Here is a 20846-nt window from a genome sequence, read left to right on the forward strand (position 1 = left end):
GACCATGCTTCGGACTCTTCTCGCGTCCACGCGCCACTCTCACCGGCGCCATTGCTCGCGCCTTGGTTCACAGCATCCTGGCGTTCTGTATCCGTTATCTCGTCAATCCTTAGTTCTGGGAAGCGACCCCGTACCTGTTCGAGTACGGCGAGGAAACGCTTCGATGTTTACCCGACACCTCAATGATCCACGAAAACCCCAGCGCATGCACGCGGGTTTCGCGCTCGGCGGACGGCGAGGCGGCCGCTCACGCCAATTCGCGCCACCACTCGTCGTTGATCTCGCCGTTGGCGACCAAGACCGAGGGGCCCCGCAGGGTGGCACCGGAGTCGTCGATGGACACGGTCACCTCGCCACCGGGGACACCGACGACGACCTGTCCGCTGTCCATTCCCTCGAAGGACAGCGCTGCTGCTGCCGCGGCGACGGTGCCGGTGCCGCAGGACCGCGTCTCGCCGACTCCACGCTCGAAAACCCGCATGTCGACGCGGCCGAACTGCAGCCGAGTGAGTATTTCGACATTGGCGCCCGCGGTGAAGAATTCGGTGTCGAGCGCTGGAGCCGCCGACAGATCGAGCGCACGCAGGGCGGTGATATCCGCTGCCGGATCGACACAGGCCAGATGCGGGTTGCCGACATCGATACCGATCCCGTCGAACGTTCTGCCAGCGACCGTGGTGGTGCTCGAGCCCATCAGATGAACGTCGCCCATCTCGACCGTCACATCAGCGGAAACAGAATCGAAAGTGTGCACGGTCACTGGACGGGCGCCGGCGCGGGAGCCGACGACGAAGTGGTCGGCGGTTTCCAGTCCGGTGGCACGCAGGTAGTGAGCGAAGACGCGCACTCCGTTTCCGCACATCTCCGCGGTGCTGCCGTCGCCGTTTCGGTAGTCCATGAACCAGTGATCGGCTTCGACCCCGGCGGGTAGACGGTCCAAGACACCTGCGTCCCGGAGCCGGCCAGCGCGGGCAATGCGAAGGAGGCCGTCGGCGCCGATGCCCCGGCGGCGATCGCACAACGCGGCGACGCGGGGGCGGAGCAGCTCGGTCGCCACGTCGGGATCGTGCAGGACGACGAAGTCGTTCTGCGTTCCATGGCCCTTGGCGAAGTGCATTCCCGGATCCTACTGGCGAAATGGCCTGCGCTCGAAACGTACGTGTTGCGCCGGACAGGCCCTACTCGCCCAGAGCTTGCACAGCCCGCTCGAACATGTGCGTGTCCGCGCCGTCCAGCCACTGAATGCGCGGATCACGTCTGAACCACGAGCGCTGCCTGCGGACGTACCGACGGGTGCCGATGAAGGTGCGCTCGCGAGCGGCATCGAGTTCGAGGCGTCCGTCCAGGAAGTCCAGCACCTGTGCGTATCCGATAGCCCGGGAGGCCGTCACCCCGTCTCGCAGTCCGATCTCGACCAGGGAGCGCACTTCCTCGACGAGTCCACCGGTGAACATCAGGTCGGTGCGGCGGGCGATGCGTTCGTCCAACACCGTGGTGTCGCGATCCACTCCCAGAATTCGCGTTCCCCATCGGGGTTCGCCGATGGTCGGCGCCGAGGCCGCGAACGGCCTTCCGGTGATCTCGACCACCTCCAGAGCGCGCACGATCCTGCGCCCATCGGTGGGCAGAATCGACGCGGCCGCTTCGGGGTCATGTTCGTGTAGCGCGCGATGAACGGCATCGGTGCCGCCGTCGGCGAGTACGCGTTCCCATCGGGCACGAACCTCGGGATCGGTCGCCGGAAATGCCCACTGGTCCAGCAAAGACTGCACATACATCATCGATCCGCCGACGATGATCGGTACGCGTGCGCGGGCAATGATGTCCTCGACGTCGACGACAGCGGCCTCCTGATACCTCGCGACCGTCGCGGTGTCGGTGACGTCGAGCACGTCCAGGCGGTGGTGCACGATGCCTCGCCGCTCGGCAGGGGCGAGCTTGGCGGTACCGATGTCCATACCGCGGTACTGCTGCATGGCGTCGATGTTGACCACTTCACCGCCCAGAGCTTCCGCGAGATCCAAACCGAGTTCGGACTTTCCTGTGGCGGTCGGGCCGACCACGGCAACGGGCCTGATCACGACCGTCACCCTTCTAGCTCCCATGTTCCGACGTAGTACCCCACGCCGAAAGGCGCGCCGCGGTACAGCGTCCGGGCGGTGGGGCGGTCCTCGCCGAGCACGCCCGCCAGAGCCAGCCAGACCACGAAAGCGTCTACACCGAGTTCGGCGCACTCGGTGCGGTCCAGACCGGTGAGTGCGACCGGATCGGCCGCGGACAGCGCGTCGTCGATGCGTTGCTGAACGCCCTCCCCGCGGTCGTCGAAGGATCCGGGTGCCTTGGCTGTGAGAGTGGTCGCTCCGTCGGCGACGACGAGCAGACCCCACGGCTCGGGGGTGCTGTCCAGCTCTGCGCGCATGTCACAGCCGAACCGAAGGCAGTCCGAGGTCGAGGCCGACGCATCGAGGAACCGAACCTCGATCGACGCCTGCGGGGCGGCCTCGCCGCGCAACCATCCGGCGACCAACGCGGCAAGAGGTAGTTCAGAATCGATCCGGCTCGAGATCGGCGACAATGCCACCATCACGTCGACACCGAAGCCGGCAAAGCTGCCGCCGGTCGTCGGCTCGATAATTGCTTGCCGGTCGGCTGCGGCCACCACCAGCCAACGGTCGGCAACTGCGCCGAGCATCCTCGCCGCTTCCAACGCGGCGCTGCGGACCGCCTCGGCCTCCACGGCACCTGCACCGGTCAGCTCGGGAACCAGCAGGGGTGGGGACGGAACCAGAGCCACGGCGCGCAACACTGCATCAACGTTAGTCGGTCGAGCGGACCACCCCCGGGCGCGGTCGCGACCGAACCAGCGGCGACACACCGATCGATTGTGCAGACGGCCACACCAATCCGCGTGTCACCTGTTTCAATGGTCGGATCGGTCGATACCGAGTTCAATGGTGTCTTCAGGCTTCAATGGTGATTGTTCACCACCGCGATACAGGCAGCCGTGACGCGCGGCAGAGATGAGGAACGATGACCGATCCCAGCGGCAACACCACCGACACCCCACAAGCCGGCGTGTCCGCACCAACTGAGCCCAGCTCTGATTCGCCCAGGCCCGGTGCACCCAAGCCCGGTGGGCCCCGACCTGGCGGCGCCCCGAAGCCTGGTGCAGCAAAGCCCGGCGGGGTCGCGAAGCCTCATCCTGTCCCGTCCCATGTCGGCACTGTCACACCTGCAGTGGCCCCACCCAGCGACCCCAGCAAGTTCGGCAGGGTCGACGAGGACGGCACAGCGTGGGTCCGCACTTCCGAGGGTGAACGCCAAATCGGTTCGTGGCAGGCCGGCGACGCTGCCGAGGGGCTGGCGCACTTCGGGCGTCGGTACGACGACTTGTCGACGGAGATCGCTCTCCTCGAAGCGCGGCTCACCGCGGGTTCCGGTGACGCGAAGAAGACCCGCGCGGCAGCGCAGTCACTCGCCGAAGGGCTCGAGACGGCCGCGGTGATCGGAGACATCGACGCGCTGGCCGAGCGATTGCGACTGGTCATCGAGCACTCGGAGACCGCCGCTGCGCTTGCCCGCCAGGAGAAGGAACTCGAGCGGGCGGCCCACACGGCCCGCAAGGAGGAACTTGCCGCCGAGGCCGAGCAGATCGGCACGGAATCCACCCAGTGGAAGCATGCCGGAGACCGACTCCGCGAGATCCTCGACGAGTGGAAGACCATCCGCGGTGTCGATCGCAAGGTCGACGACGCCCTGTGGAAGCGCTACTCGAAGGCTCGCGAGAATTTCAACCGCCGTCGCGGCGCGCACTTCGCAGACCTCGATCGCGAGCGCGGGGCTGCGAAGACTCGCAAGGAAGAACTCGTGAAGCAGGCCGAGGCGCTGTCTTCGTCCACAGACTGGGGCCCGACCGCGGCGGCCTTCCGCGAGCTTCTGGTGGAGTGGAAGGCCGCAGGTCGAGCACCACGCGATGCCGACGACACACTGTGGAAGCACTTCAAGGCCGCTCAGGACGTGTTCTTCGCGGCTCGCAATTCTGCTGCCTCGGAGCGGGACGCAGAGTTCGAGGCCAATGCGGCCGCGAAAGAAGAGCTTCTTGCCAAGTACAGCAACATCGATCCAGCGTCCGATCTCGACGGCGCACGCGCGGCACTGCGTGACCTGCAGGAGAAATGGGACGCGCAGGGCAAGGTGCCGCGGGAGAAGATGCAGGATCTCGAAGGTCGCCTACGTGCGATCGAGAAATCCGTCCGCGAAGCCGTCGACTCGCAGTGGCGACGCACCGATCCGGAGGCACTCGCGCGGGCGGCGCAGTTCCGTGAGCGGGTCGCGCAGTTCGAGGAGCAGGCGGCGAAGGCTACCGCTGCCGGCAAGAACAAAGATGCGGCGCGCGCGCTCGAGCAGGCTCAGCAGTGGCGCGAATGGGCCGAGGCTGCCGAGGGCGCCGTCGGCGAAAGGTAGTCGCTGGAGGTCAGCGCTTGCGGTCGGTCGGTCGCCCCAGAATGGGTCCGTCCCACCGCGAGTTCTGTTCCGCTTCCACTGAGGCTGCTCGACGGCGTTCCTGAGCTTCGAGCTGGGCGGTGGTCTTGCTCCACACCGACTTGAGCCAGAAGAACGTCAGCGTGAGAACCAGCAGCCATCCGATGACGAGTCCGAGACCGGGGCCGCTGCCCGGCGCATCGGCGGGCAGGGTTTGCCGTGTCCAGATTGCGAACATGCCGTATACGGACGCGATACCGCAGCCGGCGAGCGCGGTCCAGGCAATGGCCCAGACTCGGGTGACGAGGGCCAGAACCGACATCACAACGGCGAATACCGCCACGAATCCGACGAAGATGCGCGAGGGCAGTGCGATCGATTCATTCTGAGCATCGATATTGCCGAACAACACGTCGAACCCGTTCGCGCTGCCCGTATGCGGTAACGCAAAACTGAAGATCAGCAGCAGCACGAGCACGGCTACCACCACCGCCCGGAAGCCGGGATCGATCTCCGAGTCGATGCGACGCTCCGCGGCTTCGTAGTCGGGGGCACTGTAGTCGGGGTTGCCGGAATCAGGCGTACTGGAATCAGGCGTACTGGAATCGGTCATGCGGTGCATCCTGTCGTTGCGGGCAGCGGGGCCGGAGCGCCGACGGACGGCAACCCCAATCCGACGCCGATGGGAGCCGTTGTCGGAAGCGTTCCCCGCTCGTGTGCGTCGCCGGCGGCCGTGCGGCGGTGCGACGCCACCCCCGAATCGGCGATGAGGTGGTACGGCGCGGCCGCGGTGATCGTGGTGGTGACCACGTCTCCGGGCCGGATCTGATCGAGCAGTGACTGGTCGGCGCTGAAGTGCACGAGCCGCCCGTCGCGCGCCCGCCCACTCTTTCGGTGAGTTGCGGCGTTCTTGCGGCCCTCCCCCGTGGCAACGAGGAGTTCGACCTCGGTGCCGATCAGCTCACGATTGGCCTCGAGAACGATCTGCTCCTGCAGAGCGATCAGCCGGTTGTAGCGCTCCTGCACCACTTCCTTGGGGATCTGATCGTCCATGTCCGCGGCTGGAGTGCCGGGGCGCTTGGAGTACTGGAAGGTGTAGGCGTTGGTGAACCGCGCGCGACGCATCACCTCGAGTGTCTGCTCGAAATCTTCCTCGGTTTCCCCTGGGAAGCCGACGATGATGTCGGTGGTGACGGCCGCGTGCGGCATCACTGCGCGCACCTTGTCGATGATGCCCAAGAATTTGCTTTGGCGGTAAGACCGCCGCATCGCCTTGAGGATGCGATCCGAGCCCGATTGCAGTGGCATGTGCAGGGTGGGGCACACGTTCGGGGTCGTTGCCATGGCCTCGATGACGTCGTCGGTGAACTCGGCCGGGTGCGGTGAAGTGAAGCGCACTCGCTCGAGTCCGTCGATCTGCCCGCAGGCTTTGAGCAGCTGCGCGAAGGCTCCGCGATCACGCGGCAGATCGGGGTCTGCGAACGAGGCGCCGTAGGCGTTCACGTTCTGCCCCAGCAACGTGACTTCGAGAACACCCTGGTCGACGAGTGCCTGGACCTCGGCGAGAATGTCACCCGGTCGTCGATCGATTTCCTTGCCGCGTAGTGCCGGGACGATGCAGAAGGTGCACGTGTTGTTGCACCCGACCGAGATCGACACCCAGCCCGCGTACGGAGATTCGCGTTTGGCCGGCAGGGTCGACGGAAACGCCTCGAGCGATTCCAGGATCTCCACCTGCGCCTCGTCATTGTGGCGCGCGCGTTCCAGCAGCACCGGGAGCGAGCCGATGTTGTGTGTACCGAACACGACGTCCACCCAGGGCGCCTTCTTCACGACGGTGTCGCGGTCCTTCTGCGCGAGGCACCCACCGACAGCGATCTGCATCCGCGGGTTGCGAGTCTTCGCGGGACGCAGCATGCCAAGATTTCCGTAGAGCTTGTTGTCGGCGTTCTCGCGAACCGCGCAGGTGTTGAAGACCACGAGGTCAGCGTCGGTACCGGTCGCTGCCGGTACGTACCCGGCTTCCTCGAGTAGCCCGGACAGACGCTCCGAGTCGTGCACGTTCATCTGACAACCGTGCGTACGTACCTCGTAGCTCCTGGCTTCTGGCCGTGCGGCTTCATCGTTCAACATTGACACGCACCAGACTAACAGCGATCAGAGAACGGCTCGAGCACCCTTGCGATCCTGCGGCCCTCGGGTGACCAGCATTTTCCGACAACATCTCGGTCTCGACGTCATATTCGTCGGTGGCCTCGCGAGAAGCACCGCGTCAGTGTCCGAATGATGGATGACCCACATCGCTTGTGATCGATGCAATGGATGAACGCACCCTGCATCTCCGATGGACGTGGACGCCAATCTGCAGCTTCCTGACGACGTTGGCTCATTCGGCCTAGACCTAGCCGCCTGCGCCACCGGTACCGCCTGCACCACCCGTACCGAGGTAGCCGCCGTCGCCACCGTAACCGCCGGGACCACCTGGGTCGGCTGTTGCGGTGTTGGTGTCGCCGCTGTTGTTGTACCCGGTGTTGGTGCCTCCGCTGTTGTTGTAACCGGTGTTGGCCATCCCAACGTTGTTGTCGCCAACCGGGCCGGCTCCGCCTACCCCGCCAGCCCCTCCGGTTCCACCAGTCCCTATCAACTGACCGGCAGTGCCGCCTTGCCCACCGGCGCCTCCACCGGCGCCGCCGTTGCCGCCGTTGCCGCCGTTGCCGCCGTTGCCGAACAACAGGCCAGCTGATCCGCCGTGACCACCTGCGAATCCAGCACCGCCGTTACCCCCATGACCACCGTGACCACCGTGACCAATGAGCCAGCCGCCCGATCCGCCGTGACCACCATGGCCGCCGGCACAGTGCCCGCCGTTGCCGCCGTTGCCTTGGATGAGGCCACCGGGCTGCCCATCCTCGCACGGACCTCCATTCGCTCCGTCGCCGAATAGCCTCGGTACGTTCACTGGGATGCGAAGGGAGTCAACGTGAGTCAGCGGTGCGGATGAGGCGGTATCGATCCCGGTGATGGTGATCGGTGTGGCATCGAGCCCAGCCAGGGGCGACGCGGCCGCTATGCTCCCGACGCCGCACACGGCCAGCGACGCGACGCTGACCGCCACGGCTGTTCCGACAACTCGACCTCGAAGACTGAAATGACGCCTGCTGTTCATTATCGACCTCGGTACGTTCGAGGGGTGCGGTAACTATTGCCCGTCAAATGTGAGTTGCCAGCTCGAGTTGCCGCTGACCGTCCCCTGACTTGATTTGCGACCGATTTTAGTCTCCCTGAGCAAGCTTGGATACGGTCTGACTTGCCCCGTTTGCGAAAAACCTCCATCCGCCATCGTGCAGTCGCTTGGCGTGTTGCAGCGTTTGTCAATGTGTAGCGCATGGACTCGACCTCTTCACGGCTCACCGAGTCGTCGGTGAGACCCCGATGCCCTTACCTCACCCCTTGATCGGGATGAAGCCACGCGCTGTGACCAGGACCGTTATCGGTCGGAGTCGTGCACCTTCGTCCAACAACCGTGCGTACGTACCGCGCAGCTCCTCTGCATGTTCAGGTCACTCGTCTTCGCTTCTCCGGGGTACGACCCGAGGCGGACAAGCCGTGCCCGGGACCTGCGTGGGGTGCTGCAGCTGTACCGACCGTCAGTAAAGTTTCCATTACATAATTCGAATTGTCGGTTGAAAACCGCTGCCGACAAGGAAACTACGAATAGGGTTCTGCCCTATGACGCACGCCACCGACGCGCCGGCTTCCGGCGCTCATGCCAATCGGCCCCCCATGATCTCCCTCAGATCGGTGGACAAGCACTTCGGTGATCTGCATGTTCTGAAGGACATCAACCTCGAGGTACCGGCCGGTCAGGTCGTGATCGTGATCGGGCCGTCCGGATCGGGCAAATCGACCCTGTGCCGCACGATCAATCGCTTGGAGCCCATCGACTCGGGGACGATCGAAGTCGACGGTTCGGTGCTACCGGCCGAGGGCAAAGCCTTGGCGGCACTTCGAGCGGATGTCGGCATGGTCTTCCAGTCGTTCAACCTGTTCGCGCACAAGACCATTCTCGAAAACGTGATGCTCGCGCCGTCCAAGGTGCGCAAGCTCAAGAAGGACGAGGTTCGCAAGAACGCCCAGGCTCTGCTCGAACGAGTCGGGATCGCGAATCAAGCCGACAAGTACCCGGCCCAACTGTCCGGCGGTCAGCAGCAGCGTGTCGCGATCGCCCGTTCGCTGGCGATGAATCCCAAGGTGATGCTGTTCGACGAGCCGACTTCTGCACTCGACCCAGAGATGGTCAACGAGGTACTCGATGTCATGACATCCCTCGCCAAGGAGGGCATGACAATGCTCGTCGTCACCCACGAGATGGGCTTCGCCCGCAAAGCCGGCGACCGTGTGATCTTCATGGCCGACGGCGCCGTCGTCGAGGACACCGATCCCGATACCTTCTTCACCAAACCCGAATCCGAACGCGCCAAGGACTTCCTCGGCAAGATCCTCGGTCACTGACACACGCGGCCACTGATTCACCAGAAGCACAGATCCACCGACAGCACTGCAGTCATCTCACGGCACGACACAAAATGGAGGAACATCCAGTGAAACTCAACCGTTCGCTACGTCTCGGTGCAGGGCTCGCCGCGTTGGCCATCGTCGCAACCGCCTGTGGCGGAAACGAGGAGCGCAGCGTGTCGTCGAGCGCCGAAAGTGGCAACCTCATCGTCGGCATCAAGTACGACCAGCCGGGCCTGGGTCTGCGCAACCCAGACGGCACGTTCACCGGTTTCGACGTCGAGGTCGCCAAGTACGTAGCCGAGCAGCTCGGTGTGTCCGAGGACAACATCGAGTTCCGGGAAGCACCGTCCGCCCAGCGTGAAACCCTGATCGAGAACGGTGAGGTCGACTACGTCGTCGCGACGTACTCCATCACCGATGCTCGCAAGGAGCGGGTCAGCTTCGCCGGACCGTACTTCGTTGCCGGACAGTCGCTTCTGGTGTCCAACGACAACACCGATATCACCGGACCCGACTCTCTCGAGGGCAAGCGACTGTGCTCGGTGACCGGTTCGACGCCCGCACAGAACATCGCGGACGAGTACCCCAACGTCCAGCTCCAGCCCTTCGACACATACTCCGCGTGTGTCGAGTCCTTGCGCAACGGTGCGATCGACGCGGTCACCACCGACGACATCATTCTGGCCGGTTACGCCGCTCAGTATCCCGGTGAACTGAAGGTCGTGGGTGAGCCGTTCACCACGGAGAACTACGGCATCGGTCTCGCTCTGGAAGACACCGAGGGTCGCAACCAGATCAACGACGCCATCGAGGAGATGGTGGCCAGCGGAGCCTGGGAACAGGCGTTCAACGACACCGTCGGTGACTCCGGCTACCCGCTGCCGGCCGAGCCGACCGTCGACCGCTACTGACGCTGCGCCCTGCGTCGGGCGCGTTCGCCTACACGGTGAACGTGCCCGACGCTCACGGCCCTCCCGAGCCGATTGGACACTCCTCCATTGAACATATTGAGCAAGTACGACGATCAACTCGTCGACGCGTTCATCATGACGATCAAGCTGACGGTTCTCTCCGCGATCGGCGCACTCCTGATCGGTACGCTCATCGCAGCGATGCGCGTCTCTCCGATTCCCATTGCCCGCGCGATCGCCGTTGCATACGTCACCATCTTCCGTAACACCCCGCTCACGCTGATCATCCTGTTCACCTCGTTCGGCCTGTACCAGACCATGGGTGTTTCTCTGGCACCACAGAGTTCTCCGACGTTCTTGAACGAAAACAACTTTCGTTTGGCCGTTCTCGGGTTGAGTGTCTACACAGCATCGTTCGTCGCCGAATCGTTGCGATCGGGGATCAACACGGTCCCCGTCGGGCAGGCAGAAGCAGGCCGCTCGCTCGGAATGACGTTCACCCAGAACGTCACCATCGTGGTACTCCCCCAAGCGTTTCGTGCCGTCATCGGCCCGCTCGGCAGCGTGCTGATCGCGCTGACGAAGAACACCACTATCGCGTCCGTCATCGGCGTCGCCGAAGCCTCGTTCTTGATGAAGACCATGATCGAGAACGAGGCGGCGATCTTCGTCGTCGGTGGAATTTTTGCCCTAGGTTTCGTCTGCCTGACGCTTCCCACCGGACTGTTGTTCGGCTACCTCAGCAAGCGATTGGCGGTGAAGTGATGAGTGACGCTGTAGCCGTTCTCTACGACGTTCCCGGCCCCAGGGCCAAAGCTCTCCACCGGGTATTCTCCGGTGTTGTCCTGCTGGTCTCGCTGGGCATAGCGTTCCTGATTTACCTTGCGCTCGACTCCAAGGGTCAGCTGACGGCGGACAAGTGGGATCCGTTCCTCGAATCCACCACGTGGACCACCTACTTGCTACCCGGCATACAGGGCACGTTGGTCGCGGCTGCCCTGTCGATCGTGTTCGCTCTGGTCCTCGGCGCTGTGTTGGGGATCGGTCGGCTCTCGGACCACCGCTCCGTCCGCGTCATCAGTGGAGTGTTCGTCGAGTTGTTCCGAGCTGTGCCGGTACTGATCCTGATGATCTTCCTGTACGCGGTGTATGCCGAGTACCAGATCTTCATGGTGAAGTATCTGGCTCTTGCAGCAGTGGTGACGGGCCTGACCCTGTACAACGGGTCGGTCATCGCAGAGATCGTTCGAGCCGGCGTCAATTCGCTTCCGAAGGGTCAGACCGAAGCCGCAATGGCTCTCGGCATGCGCAAAGGCCAGGTCATGAGCCTGATCCTGCTCCCGCAGGCTGTGACCGCAATGCTCCCGGCGATCATCTCGCAGATGGTGGTGGCGTTGAAGGACTCCGCGCTGGGTTATCTCATCGGCTACATCGAGGTCGTCCGAGCGGGCCAGCAGGTCGGTGCCTTCTACGGCAACTACCTGCCATCGCTCATCATCGTTGCGATCATCATGATCATCATCAACTCGATGCTCACCAAGCTCGCGACCGTGGTCGAGCGCCGTATGCGACAGCGCAAGAAGGGCAGCGGTGGCGAAGTCGTTCCCGCCCAGCCCGTCTGACGCAGGTCGGCACCCAAGTTCCAGCACGAGGCCCGCAACACCGAATGGTGTTGCGGGCCTCGTGTGTTCGACGGGACCGCTACGAGTGGACGATCACCCGTAGCTCTCACCGTCGAAGTCTTCGGTGGCAACATAGATCTGTTCGAGCTCGGCCTTGACCACCGCGAATGCCATGCCCTGCTGGTAGCCGCGACGCGCCAGCATGCCGACGAGCTTGCGGACGATCTTGTCCCGCTCCGCTCGTGCGTCAGGATCTCCGGCATCCGGAAACGACAGCGAGCGACACTTCTTGCGCACCAATTCGGTAGCGCGTTCGCGCTCGTCCTCGCTGTCGATCTGGTCGAGAGCACTCTGCGCATGTTCGGCGCTCACGCCTTTGGTGCGTAGTTCGAGACTCAAAGCTCGCTTGCCCTTGCCGGAGAAGGTGTGCCGCGAGTGCACCCATTGTTCGGCGAACGCGGCGTCGTCGACGAGTTTGGCTGCCTCCAACCGGGACAGCACTGAATTTGCCACCTCGGGTGTGTAGCCCTTCTTGGCCAAACTCGTTTCCAACTCGTGACGGCTTCGAGCCCTGTCGGTCAGCAGCCGAAGGCAGACATCTTTCGCCTGCGCCTCGGTGCCGCCACCCTCGGTCTTGGTTCGCTCGGACTTGGCTCGCTCGGTCTCAGGTTGCATGCAGACCTACCCGATCTAGAACTCGACAGGCGCGGCCGCGTCGTCGGTGGCGGTCACGTCTGCGCCGATCTGAAGCTTCTCCATGATCTTCTTCTCGATCTCGTCACGGATGTCCGGATTCTCCAGCATGAACTTGCGGGCGTTCTCCTTGCCCTGGCCCAGCTGATCGCCGTCATAGGTGAACCATGATCCCGACTTACGGATGAACCCGTGCTCGACACCCATGTCGATGAGCGAACCCTCGCGGCTGATGCCCTTGCCGTACAGAATGTCGAACTCCGCCTGCTTGAAGGGCGGTGCGACCTTGTTCTTGACGACCTTGACTCGGGTGCGGTTACCGACCGCATCGGTGCCGTCCTTCAATGTCTCGATTCGCCGGACGTCGAGCCGCACCGACGAGTAGAACTTCAGAGCCTTACCACCGGTGGTGGTTTCCGGCGATCCGAACATGACGCCGATCTTCTCGCGCAGCTGGTTGATGAAGATCGCGGTGGTGCCGGAGTTGTGGAGAGCGCCGGTCATCTTGCGCAGCGCCTGGCTCATCAGTCGCGCCTGCAAGCCGACGTGACTGTCACCCATCTCACCCTCGATCTCGGCGCGCGGCACGAGGGCTGCCACGGAGTCGATGACCAGGATGTCGAGGGCACCAGAACGAATCAGCATGTCGGCGATCTCGAGCGCCTGCTCACCGGTATCGGGCTGAGAGACGAGCAGCGCGTCGGTGTCGACTCCGAGCTTCTGTGCATAATCCGGGTCCAGGGCATGCTCCGCGTCGATGAAGGCCGCGATACCGCCGTTACGCTGCGCATTGGCGACAGCGTGCAGCGCCACGGTGGTCTTACCCGAGGACTCCGGGCCATAGATCTCGACGACACGACCGCGCGGCAACCCTCCGATACCGAGTGCGATGTCGAGCGCGATGGAACCGGTGGGAATGACGGCGATCGGCTGACGAACCTCGTCACCGAGGCGCATCACCGATCCCTTGCCGAAGTTCTTGTCGATCTGCGCAAGTGCGAGATCGAGCGCTTTGTCGCGGTCGTATGCAGCCATCGTGATCTCCTCGTATGGTGTCGTTCAGCTTCGTTCAGCGTGTTGTCGGTAACGGTAGATCGGGGTACCGACAAGAACGCCGTACCGCTGCGTGAACCGAATGACACCAGCATAGGGGAACACCTGTTCGATTGCGCCGCGCGACTCGCCGACACGCCGAGAACTTCGTCAGCAGAGACTCCGTCACCAGCGACGGCGGGGGACGTCGAATTCCTGGCACAGCTCACGCCAGACGTCCCTGGGGTCCACTCCGGCCTCGATTGCTTCCGCACCGGTGCGGCCGTTCAGACCCATGATCACGTGGTCGACGAGCATCGAATCCCCGCGCATCTGGCCGAACTCTTCTGTCAACAATTCACGGAACTCGGTCAAGCGCACGGTTCAACCGTACCGAAGCCGATCACTCCGCGACACACGGCGACGGGATCTTCCACCTCGGCCAGTGTCGCTGCCGCGACGGCCGCAGCGGTGGCGTACGCGGGATCCGAAAGCACACGGCGGACAGCATCGCCGATCGATGCTGCAGTCGCCGGCCTGACGACGACCGCACTGCCTTGCCGTTCGGCGCGCTTGGCCAACTCCCACTGGTCACCGCCACCGGGAACCGCTACAACCGGCACACCATGGAGAAGCGCCTTCGCGAGCAAACCATGGCCACTACCGCACACCACGACATCCGCGCGGCGAAGCAGATCGTCCTGACGGCCGAGTCCGGCCGCAGCCCAACTCGGCAGGTCGGTAGGTGGCTCGTCCAGCATCGACGCGACGACGCGTACGCCACCGCCCGCGAGGCCGTCGAGCGCCATCTCCAGCATGCCTTCGGCGCCCGTGAAGGCAGTGGAAGGCGCGATCATCACCAGGGGGTCCGTGCCCGACGGTACGGGCAACACCTCGCTCGTCGGCTCCCACAGGAGCGGCCCGACGACGTGCGCTTCGGTCGGCCAGTCCGGTCGCGGAACTTCCAGAGCCGGAATTGTCGCGATCAACCGCGCCGCGGGACCGGGGTCCTCGGCCGGTAGCCCCACCCCCACCCGTGCAGCGCTGCGCTGCGCTTTCCCCTGCGCGATGGATCGGCCCGTCGCAGCGCGCATGATCTTATCCCGTAGCCGACCTCGAATTCCGGTGCCCGGTGTCAGCCCGCTTCCGATGGGTGGTAGTCCCCGCGACGGGGCGTACAGCGGATGCGGTGACAGTTCCACCCACGCAATTCCGAGGCGCTCGGCCGCCAAACCGCCTCCGGCGGTGAGGATATCGGAGACCACCAGATCCACATTTGCGCTTCGTAGGTCGGGTAGCAATTCGGTCGAGATGAAGGCCGCTCGCGAGTGGATACGCTGACCCGCGTCCATGTCGTCGTCCTCCGGGCGCGGCGTCAAGCCTTTCAGCAGACGCACATCGAGACCGCTGTCGGCCGCGGGGGCGATCCAGCGGGCCCCGGTGAAGAGGATCGGTTCGTCGCCTGCGCGCCGGAAGGCATGGCACAGCGCAATGGCGGGGAAGGCATGTCCGGGATCGGGACCGGCTACGACGGCTACACGCACGCGCTCAGCGTGCCACAGGTTTTCTCATCCTCGAACCAGCAAGTCAGTCCGGCTGAATGTCAGTTTTCGCGCAGGGCGCGTTCCCCCGCAGTTCGGGCGCGAAAACGGTCCGACTCCACCAACCCGATCCTGGTGCGCCGATCCAGCAGATCGTCCGCCGAACGGGCCCCCTCGTATCGCACCGAGAACGCAAGCTCGGCAGCGCACACGTCGATACCGTCGGCGATCGGCTCCAGACCGCCGGCCATCGTCTCGGCGATTGCCAGCACCAACCGCGCCTCGGTGCCGTACCGCCGTACGAGCGTCCTGGGAGCCTGGATCGAGGCCAGGCTCGCCACTGTGGCGGCACCGACCAGTGGAATGGATGCGGTCCGGCAGGGTCCAGCGGAGAGCCGCGCCGCAGACACCGCCGCGTCCACGGTCTCTTCCGCCATCAGCCGATACGTGGTGAGCTTCCCGCCGACCGCCCCGATGGGACCGTCACCGTCGTCGAACACAGCATGACGCCTCGACAACGCGGCGGTCGGTCCGCTGCCCGAACCCAAGAGCGGGCGCAGCCCGGCGAAGGTGCCCAGGATGTCCGATCTCGTGGGCGCCGGACTCACCGCGGTACCGAGGACGCCGAGAAGGAAGTCGATCTCGGCGTCTGTGGCGCGAGGCACGTCAGGAATGTCCTCCGCGGGCTCGTCCGTCAACCCCACGTACACGCGTCCGAGCGGTGCCGGCAGCGCGAAGACGAACCGATTGCGTTCGCCTGGAACCTGAATGGTCAGCGAGCACGTCAGGCCACCGAACAAGGCAGCATCGAAGACGAGGTGGGTGCCCCGACTCGGCCTCAGCGCAATCGACGGGTCCACTTTGCCCGCCCACACTCCGGCGGCATTGACGACGATGCGGGCGTCGATTTGCGTCGCCGAACCCGTGTCCTCCTCGACCAGTGTCGCCGAGGTCCGATCTACGTCTCGGGCCGAGACACCCGTCAGTATCGACGCACCGTAGAGGGCCGCCGTGCGCGCGACTGCGACGACGAGTCGGGCGTCGTCGACGACCTGTCCGTCCCAGGACGCCACGCCACCTCGAAGCCCGTCACGATTGACGGTCGGCGCCGACGATGCCACGTCCTCGGGGCCGATTCTTCGTGCCCGGGGCAGCACCGCAGGCGATGTGCCGGCCACGCTTCGCAGTGCATCACCGAGCGCGAGACCGGTGCGCACGACGGTCTCACCCACAGTCGACATCGACGGAAGCAGCGGCACGATTTGCATCAAAGGCCGAACGAGGTGCGGCGCGGTGCGCGTGATCAAGGTTCCGCGCTCCACTGCACTGTCGCGGGCGATCGCGAACTGACCCGAGGCCAGGTATCGCAGGCCGCCGTGCACGAGCTTCGAACTCCATCTGCTCGTGCCGAACGCCAGGTCGTACTTCTCGACCAGCACCACTTTCAATCCTCTCGACGCTGCATCGAGGGCGATACCCGCACCGGTGATACCTCCGCCGACGACCAGCACATCCACCGCATCGGCATTCCACACCGACTCCAGTTCGCGCGTGCGTCTGAGCGCGCGCAGCGCCGAACCGTAGGGCGTGCGAGCGGGCATCGGGGCGGAGAGGCGGCTCAAGAGTGACGGCCCGACGTCACGGAGGTGTCGGGCGTAGGTATGCGTCGAGGGCGCGGGACATCTCGACCATCAGGTCTTCACCGGATATGCGTGAGGACACCATTTCGGCCGACTGCACGGCAGACTGCACCATCAACAGTGCGACGGTGGCGAGCTGGACGGGGTCGCCGTCTCGGATGGACGAGTCCCGTTGCCCTTGTTCGATCAGAGAGATCAACGCATCGATTATCAGCGACTGACTCGTACCGAGCCGGTGCAGGATATAGGTGCCGAGAATGTCCGGGTCGGACTGCAGAATCTTGACGAAGAGGGGATGTGTGCGGATCCGGTTGCCGACTACTGCAGCCCCTTCGGAGACCAACTGGCGGATGGGAACGTCGCCGGTGAGCGACGGCATGACTGCACCGATCTCGCGGGTGAGCAGACTCGACACAACCGCACGTGTGTCAGCCCACCGCCGGTAGACAGTGGGCCGAGAAACCTGTGCCCGACGAGCGATCTCGGCAAGCGTAGTGCGCCTGACGCCGTATTCGAGAATGCAGGAATGTGCAGCGTCGAGCACCTGGTCTTCGACGGTGCGGTCGCTGTCGGCGGTCTGAACCTCAGTCGAGGCGGAACCGGTGTCGACAACGGACCGTTCGATCACTGCATCCACCTCGCTCGATCTCTTCCGACTGCTACCCGTTCACGCGAACTCGCGCCTGATGCGCATCACGGAGTCCGAGTTACAAACCTGCATGTCATGTAACACTATAGATCATGCGAACAAAGTCCCGGATCGAGTTTCCCGGTACGCCTGCACCGCCGATGGCGTGGAATGCCTGGGGCGATCCTCGCGAGCGCACACCACTGAGCGAGAGGACGCGTTCGGTTCTCGAGGCGGTCCTGGGTATCCCCACACATGAGCAACCGACAACCGGCGACGACGCGGTTCGCCTGCACAGGTCGCGGCTCACGGACCGCCGCAGACATGGCCTGGAGACCATTGTCGGAACCGAACATCTCTCGACCGACGACGAGGTACGCACTCAGTTCCTCGGCGGCAAAAGCACACTCGATCTGTTGGCCCGGCGCAGCGGATCGATCCAGAATGCGCCCGATGCCGTCGCATTCCCCGCCGATGCGGAGGAGGTCGAGGCGCTGCTGCGCTACTGCAGCGAAGAATCGATCGCTGTGGTGCCGTTCGGTGGCGGGACGAGTGTCGTCGGTGGTGTGGAGCCTCTCCGCGAATGGTTCGACACCGTCGTGACGATCAGCATGCGCCGGCTGTGCGCCATGACCGACCTCGACGAAGTCTCCCGCACGGCCACACTGCAGGCGGGCGTCACCGGTCCGCAAGCCGAGGAAATGTTGACCCGGCACGGGCTTTCCCTCGGTCACTATCCACAATCCTTCGAATACGCGAGCATCGGCGGATTCGCCGCGACGCGATCCTCCGGGCAGGCCTCGTCCGGATACGGACGATTCGACGATATGGTCGAAAGCGTCACCGTCGCAACGCCGATCGGGATCACCCACTGCGGTCGCGCCCCGGCCTCGGCAGCGGGCCCCGATCTGCGAGAGGTCTTCCTCGGGTCCGAGGGCGCACTCGGCATCATCACATCCGTCACCGTGAAGGTGCATCCGATTCCAGCATCGACCGAACACCGGTCGTGGTGGTTTCCGACTTTCGCGGCCGGCTCCGCAGCGTTCCGTGAGTTGGCGGTGGATGCGGGTAGGCCCACTGTCATGAGGCTGTCCGACGAAGCCGAAACCGGAGTCAACTCCGCGTTGGCGCTCGGTGACAACGGCGACGCGCCGACCGGTGGATGCATCGCCGTTGCCACATTCGACGGTGTCCCCGCCGAGACCGCAGCGCGAGCCGCTGCCGCCGATGCAACGGTGCTGCGCGCCGGTGGCACGGTCGTCGATCCCGAGCACGCCCGGAGGTGGGAGCACGGCCGGTTCGACTCGCCGTATCTGCGTGACGCTCTGCTCGACGCGGGTGCGGTGGCGGAAACACTGGAAACGGCGACGAGTTGGGCCGATCTCGACCGGGTGCGCGGCGAAGTCGTCGCCGCCCTCGTCGATTCCCTGACGGCATCAGGTACTCCGCCGCTCGTGATGTGCCACATCTCCCACGTCTACGCCACCGGTGCCTCGCTCTACTTCACGGTGGTCTGTGCAGCGGCAGGCGACCCGGCGGCACAGTGGACTCGCGCCAAGGAAGCGGCCACGACCGCGATGGCGACGGCGGGAGCAACAATCACACATCATCACGCCGTCGGTCGCGATCACCGACCTTGGATGGCAGAGGAGGTCGGATCCGTCGGCGTTGCGATGCTTCGAGCAATGAAATCCGCGGTCGACCCCGCAGGGGTGCTGAACCCTGGCAAACTGATCCCGTGAACACGGGGCCGGCGCGCGCATGAGCATCACGGTCTCCGTCTTGACCAATCCCGTCGCAGGCAACGGACGGGCGACCCGCATTTCGAGAGAGGTCGTCACCCGACTGCGCGAGCGCGGGGCGAGTGTCACCACCATCGAGGGCCGCACCCCTGGTGATGCCCTCGAATCCGCCAAGCGAGCCGTGCGCGCTGGGACCGAAGCGCTGGTCGCGGTGGGTGGCGACGGTCTGGTCAACCTCGCCTTGCAGGCCGTTGCGAGGACGTCCACGCCCCTGGCGGTCGTACCTGCGGGAACCGGCAACGACTTGGCACGACTGCTCGGTGTCCCGCTCACCGATCCGGCGGCCGCCGCGGACATCGTGCTGGACGGACGATCGGTTTCGATCGATCTCGGCCGCGTCGATGGTCGTTGGTTCTCGACGGTGTTGTCGAGCGGATTCGACAGTCTCGTCACCGAGCGCGCGAACAAACTGCGCTGGCCGACCGGTCGTCTGCGCTACAACCTGGCAATGCTGCTCGAGCTGGCCCGACTCCGGCCGATTCCCTATCGCCTGGGTCTCGACGGCGAATCGCTGGACATCGAGGCGACACTGGTGACCGTCGGCAACGGACCCACGTACGGCGGCGGGATGGCCATTTGCCCTGCGGCCCGTGTCGACGACGGTCTGCTCGATGTCACCGTGGTCCGCGCATCGAGCCGACGGCGTCTGGTCCGACTGTCTCCGACTGTGTACAAGGGAACGCATGTGTCCCTGCCCGAGGTGGAAACCTACCGAGCCGAAACCGTGTCACTCGCTGCGCCGGGAATGGTCGCCTACGCCGACGGCGAACGCTTCTCGGCGCTGCCGATAGTCATCGAAGCCGTGCCCGAAGCCGTCACGGTGTTGGTGGGCCGCACTTCGCCCCTCGGTTGAATCGCTGCCTGTTCGATCGCAAGTCTTACAGTCTTTCGACGTCACAATTTGTTGGCGTCGCGGCGTCCTCCTGCGCTGACGGCGGTGATCAACCAGTAGAGGCCGAACACTATCGCGGCAGCTATGGCCACCCAGAACAGTCCCTTGATAACCGCGCCCAGTATTGCGAACGCGAGCCAGACGAGGACGATGATGCCGAGCACTTTCCAGAACATGCGCTTTCCCTTTCGTTGTGTACCTACGATCCTGACAGCTCGAAGGCTCGGATCGTAGGTACCGACAACAAGATCAGGGAAAGATGGGGGAACACCCCGAGAGCACCGAGAGAGGGGGTTTCATCGGTGCCGACTCCGTATTGCGTTGAGCTCGGCGAGCGCAGTCGCCCAACCCTCCAACCGATCGGTGGCCGAGGTCAACTCCGCCTTGCGTCCGGCAACGGAGCTCGACGGAAGGGCATTGGGGGCGGTCAACCGGGCCGCAGCGGCGACGAGTTCCTCGAACTGATCGACACCGGAGTCGAGTTCGGTCGCGGCGCCGGTGATTGTGGCGGAGAGGTGTTCGCGCGCCCGCGCGTTGGCGTCCGCGGCACGCTCCATCGCCACGATGTCCGCGGCCATCTCCATGAGCGCCTGCGCGGCTGCCGAGGCGACATCGGTGGTGTCGGCCATCTCCACCGGATCGACGAACTCGGATCGGCTCAGAATGCCGGAAAGCTCGTAGAGACTCCGCTGCGCACCGATGAGCCGGCTCATGGGCTCGTAGGTTGCGGACGAGCGCGCGGGTAGCACCGTCTTGTTCGGCCGAGCGGCAGGAAGCGGTTGCGATCTCAATCGCCGGTAGGTACCGACTGCCAAGACTGCGGGCACAGCGAAGACAGCTGCGCCACCCCCGGCAACGATCATCGTCCATTCCGGGGCCGACCCGACGGCGAGGCCCGCGGCGGACACCGCCGAGATGCCCGAGGCGCCGCCGAACCACGATCCGCGTCGACGCGCGCGCCGCACTCGTCTGATTTGTTTCCGACGCGGATCGTTCCACCGACCGACCGCCTCGATTGCCGTTTCGCTCATCCTGCGTGCGCTGTCAGCCACGCCGCGAACCGCCGTGACGGACCCGGGAACAGG

The 20846-nt window shown here is 64.6% G+C and carries 21 protein-coding genes; 7 read left to right on the top strand and 14 right to left on the bottom strand.

Annotation, left to right across the window (positions count from 1 at the left end; genetic code table 11):
* Positions 1-247: 247 nt before the first annotated feature.
* From dapF to KVY23_RS00395, 3 genes are all read right to left on the bottom strand, one after another.
* Positions 248-1117: a diaminopimelate epimerase gene (gene dapF, locus KVY23_RS00385; protein ID WP_230554823.1), complete on the bottom strand. Its 870-nt coding sequence runs from the start codon at positions 1115-1117 to the stop codon at positions 248-250.
* 61 nt (positions 1118-1178) lie between these two features.
* The gene (miaA, locus tag KVY23_RS00390; protein WP_371829748.1) at positions 1179-2081 is read right to left on the bottom strand and encodes a tRNA (adenosine(37)-N6)-dimethylallyltransferase MiaA; all 903 of its coding nucleotides are present in this window, start codon (positions 2079-2081) and stop codon (positions 1179-1181) included.
* Positions 2082-2086: 5 nt separating this feature from the next.
* Positions 2087-2806, bottom strand: coding sequence for a hypothetical protein (locus tag KVY23_RS00395; protein ID WP_230554826.1), 720 nt, complete (start codon positions 2804-2806; stop codon positions 2087-2089).
* A gap of 224 nt (positions 2807-3030) precedes the next feature.
* Between KVY23_RS00395 and KVY23_RS00400 the strand changes: the two genes are divergently transcribed.
* A complete protein-coding gene (locus tag KVY23_RS00400; protein ID WP_230554828.1) occupies positions 3031-4464 on the top strand; it encodes a DUF349 domain-containing protein in 1434 nt (477 codons plus the stop codon).
* A 10-nt stretch (positions 4465-4474) separates the two neighbouring features.
* Here KVY23_RS00400 and KVY23_RS00405 read toward each other — a convergent pair whose 3' ends face one another.
* The 3 genes from KVY23_RS00405 to KVY23_RS00415 all read right to left on the bottom strand — a co-directional run bounded on the left by KVY23_RS00405 (position 4475) and on the right by KVY23_RS00415 (position 7597).
* Complete coding sequence (locus KVY23_RS00405; protein ID WP_206510770.1) at positions 4475-5104, bottom strand: hypothetical protein; 630 nt, start codon at positions 5102-5104, stop codon at positions 4475-4477.
* Positions 5092-6615 carry a tRNA (N6-isopentenyl adenosine(37)-C2)-methylthiotransferase MiaB gene (gene miaB / locus KVY23_RS00410; protein WP_230554830.1) on the bottom strand — a complete coding sequence of 508 codons (1524 nt, stop codon included), beginning with the start codon at positions 6613-6615 and terminating at the stop codon, positions 5092-5094. The genes KVY23_RS00405 and miaB overlap by 13 nt, the downstream gene beginning before the upstream one ends.
* 268 nt (positions 6616-6883) lie before the next feature.
* Positions 6884-7597: a hypothetical protein gene (locus KVY23_RS00415; RefSeq protein ID WP_230554832.1), complete on the bottom strand. Its 714-nt coding sequence runs from the start codon at positions 7595-7597 to the stop codon at positions 6884-6886.
* Positions 7598-8265: 668 nt separating this feature from the next.
* Here KVY23_RS00415 and KVY23_RS00420 point away from each other — a divergent pair.
* The 4 genes from KVY23_RS00420 (at position 8266) to KVY23_RS00435 (ending at position 11533) form a co-directional block, all read left to right on the top strand.
* Positions 8266-8994: an amino acid ABC transporter ATP-binding protein gene (locus KVY23_RS00420; protein ID WP_187346801.1), complete on the top strand. Its 729-nt coding sequence runs from the start codon at positions 8266-8268 to the stop codon at positions 8992-8994.
* A 74-nt stretch (positions 8995-9068) separates the two neighbouring features.
* Positions 9069-9911, top strand: coding sequence for a glutamate ABC transporter substrate-binding protein (locus tag KVY23_RS00425; RefSeq protein WP_268994587.1), 843 nt, complete (start codon positions 9069-9071; stop codon positions 9909-9911).
* 87 nt (positions 9912-9998) lie between these two features.
* Positions 9999-10676 (top strand): amino acid ABC transporter permease, encoded by a 678-nt coding sequence (locus KVY23_RS00430; RefSeq protein ID WP_075840060.1) that lies wholly within the window; start codon positions 9999-10001, stop codon positions 10674-10676.
* Positions 10676-11533, top strand: coding sequence for an amino acid ABC transporter permease (locus KVY23_RS00435; RefSeq protein ID WP_206510775.1), 858 nt, complete (start codon positions 10676-10678; stop codon positions 11531-11533). Before KVY23_RS00430 ends, KVY23_RS00435 begins: the two co-directional genes overlap by 1 nt.
* Before the next feature lie 93 nt (positions 11534-11626).
* Here KVY23_RS00435 and KVY23_RS00440 read toward each other — a convergent pair whose 3' ends face one another.
* The 6 genes from KVY23_RS00440 to KVY23_RS00465 form a co-directional block, all read right to left on the bottom strand.
* The gene (locus KVY23_RS00440; protein ID WP_230554834.1) at positions 11627-12208 is read right to left on the bottom strand and encodes a regulatory protein RecX; all 582 of its coding nucleotides are present in this window, start codon (positions 12206-12208) and stop codon (positions 11627-11629) included.
* A gap of 15 nt (positions 12209-12223) precedes the next feature.
* Positions 12224-13261, bottom strand: a complete 1038-nt coding sequence (gene recA / locus KVY23_RS00445) for a recombinase RecA (protein WP_206510777.1) — start codon at positions 13259-13261, stop codon at positions 12224-12226.
* Between the two features lie 183 nt (positions 13262-13444).
* Entirely contained in the window at positions 13445-13639 is a 195-nt protein-coding gene (locus KVY23_RS00450; protein ID WP_075840063.1) for a DUF3046 domain-containing protein, read from the bottom strand.
* Positions 13630-14802: a glycosyltransferase gene (locus KVY23_RS00455; protein WP_230554836.1), complete on the bottom strand. Its 1173-nt coding sequence runs from the start codon at positions 14800-14802 to the stop codon at positions 13630-13632. Before KVY23_RS00455 ends, KVY23_RS00450 begins: the two co-directional genes overlap by 10 nt.
* 59 nt (positions 14803-14861) lie before the next feature.
* Complete coding sequence (locus KVY23_RS00460; RefSeq protein WP_230554837.1) at positions 14862-16400, bottom strand: glycerol-3-phosphate dehydrogenase/oxidase; 1539 nt, start codon at positions 16398-16400, stop codon at positions 14862-14864.
* Between the two features lie 37 nt (positions 16401-16437).
* Positions 16438-16983, bottom strand: a complete 546-nt coding sequence (locus tag KVY23_RS00465) for a TetR/AcrR family transcriptional regulator (protein ID WP_075840064.1) — start codon at positions 16981-16983, stop codon at positions 16438-16440.
* Between the two features lie 245 nt (positions 16984-17228).
* Here KVY23_RS00465 and KVY23_RS00470 point away from each other — a divergent pair, with 245 nt between their 5' ends.
* Both KVY23_RS00470 and KVY23_RS00475 read left to right on the top strand, forming a co-directional pair.
* A complete protein-coding gene (locus KVY23_RS00470; RefSeq protein WP_230555033.1) occupies positions 17229-18809 on the top strand; it encodes an FAD-binding oxidoreductase in 1581 nt (526 codons plus the stop codon).
* Between the two features lie 19 nt (positions 18810-18828).
* Positions 18829-19722, top strand: a complete 894-nt coding sequence (locus tag KVY23_RS00475) for a diacylglycerol kinase (RefSeq protein ID WP_230554841.1) — start codon at positions 18829-18831, stop codon at positions 19720-19722.
* Between the two features lie 41 nt (positions 19723-19763).
* On the opposite strand, the gene KVY23_RS00480 is transcribed toward KVY23_RS00475, so the two are convergent.
* The gene (locus tag KVY23_RS00480; protein ID WP_187346792.1) at positions 19764-19937 is read right to left on the bottom strand and encodes a hypothetical protein; all 174 of its coding nucleotides are present in this window, start codon (positions 19935-19937) and stop codon (positions 19764-19766) included.
* 120 nt (positions 19938-20057) lie between these two features.
* Positions 20058-20792, bottom strand: coding sequence for a hypothetical protein (locus tag KVY23_RS00485; protein ID WP_230554842.1), 735 nt, complete (start codon positions 20790-20792; stop codon positions 20058-20060).
* Positions 20793-20846 lie beyond the last annotated feature (54 nt).

This window comes from Rhodococcus sp. I2R, from assembly GCF_020889545.1.
Taxonomy (GTDB): Bacteria; Actinomycetota; Actinomycetes; order Mycobacteriales; family Mycobacteriaceae; genus Rhodococcoides.

What these genes read in the sequence shown, in the direction of transcription:
- dapF (WP_230554823.1), bottom strand. Translation starts at nt 1,117, where the DNA reads ATGCACTTCGCCAAGGGCCATGGAACGCAGAACGACTTCGTCGTCCTG.
- KVY23_RS00400 (WP_230554828.1), top strand. Translation starts at nt 3,031, where the DNA reads ATGACCGATCCCAGCGGCAACACCACCGACACCCCACAAGCCGGCGTG.
- KVY23_RS00405 (WP_206510770.1), bottom strand. Translation starts at nt 5,104, where the DNA reads ATGCACCGCATGACCGATTCCAGTACGCCTGATTCCAGTACGCCTGAT.
- miaB (WP_230554830.1), bottom strand. Translation starts at nt 6,615, where the DNA reads ATGTTGAACGATGAAGCCGCACGGCCAGAAGCCAGGAGCTACGAGGTA.
- KVY23_RS00420 (WP_187346801.1), top strand. Translation starts at nt 8,266, where the DNA reads ATGATCTCCCTCAGATCGGTGGACAAGCACTTCGGTGATCTGCATGTT.
- KVY23_RS00425 (WP_268994587.1), top strand. Translation starts at nt 9,069, where the DNA reads ATGGAGGAACATCCAGTGAAACTCAACCGTTCGCTACGTCTCGGTGCA.
- KVY23_RS00435 (WP_206510775.1), top strand. Translation starts at nt 10,676, where the DNA reads ATGAGTGACGCTGTAGCCGTTCTCTACGACGTTCCCGGCCCCAGGGCC.
- KVY23_RS00440 (WP_230554834.1), bottom strand. Translation starts at nt 12,208, where the DNA reads ATGCAACCTGAGACCGAGCGAGCCAAGTCCGAGCGAACCAAGACCGAG.
- recA (WP_206510777.1), bottom strand. Translation starts at nt 13,261, where the DNA reads ATGGCTGCATACGACCGCGACAAAGCGCTCGATCTCGCACTTGCGCAG.
- KVY23_RS00460 (WP_230554837.1), bottom strand. Translation starts at nt 16,400, where the DNA reads ATGCCCGCTCGCACGCCCTACGGTTCGGCGCTGCGCGCGCTCAGACGC.
- KVY23_RS00470 (WP_230555033.1), top strand. Translation starts at nt 17,229, where the DNA reads ATGGCGTGGAATGCCTGGGGCGATCCTCGCGAGCGCACACCACTGAGC.
- KVY23_RS00475 (WP_230554841.1), top strand. Translation starts at nt 18,829, where the DNA reads ATGAGCATCACGGTCTCCGTCTTGACCAATCCCGTCGCAGGCAACGGA.
- KVY23_RS00480 (WP_187346792.1), bottom strand. Translation starts at nt 19,937, where the DNA reads ATGTTCTGGAAAGTGCTCGGCATCATCGTCCTCGTCTGGCTCGCGTTC.
- KVY23_RS00485 (WP_230554842.1), bottom strand. Translation starts at nt 20,792, where the DNA reads ATGAGCGAAACGGCAATCGAGGCGGTCGGTCGGTGGAACGATCCGCGT.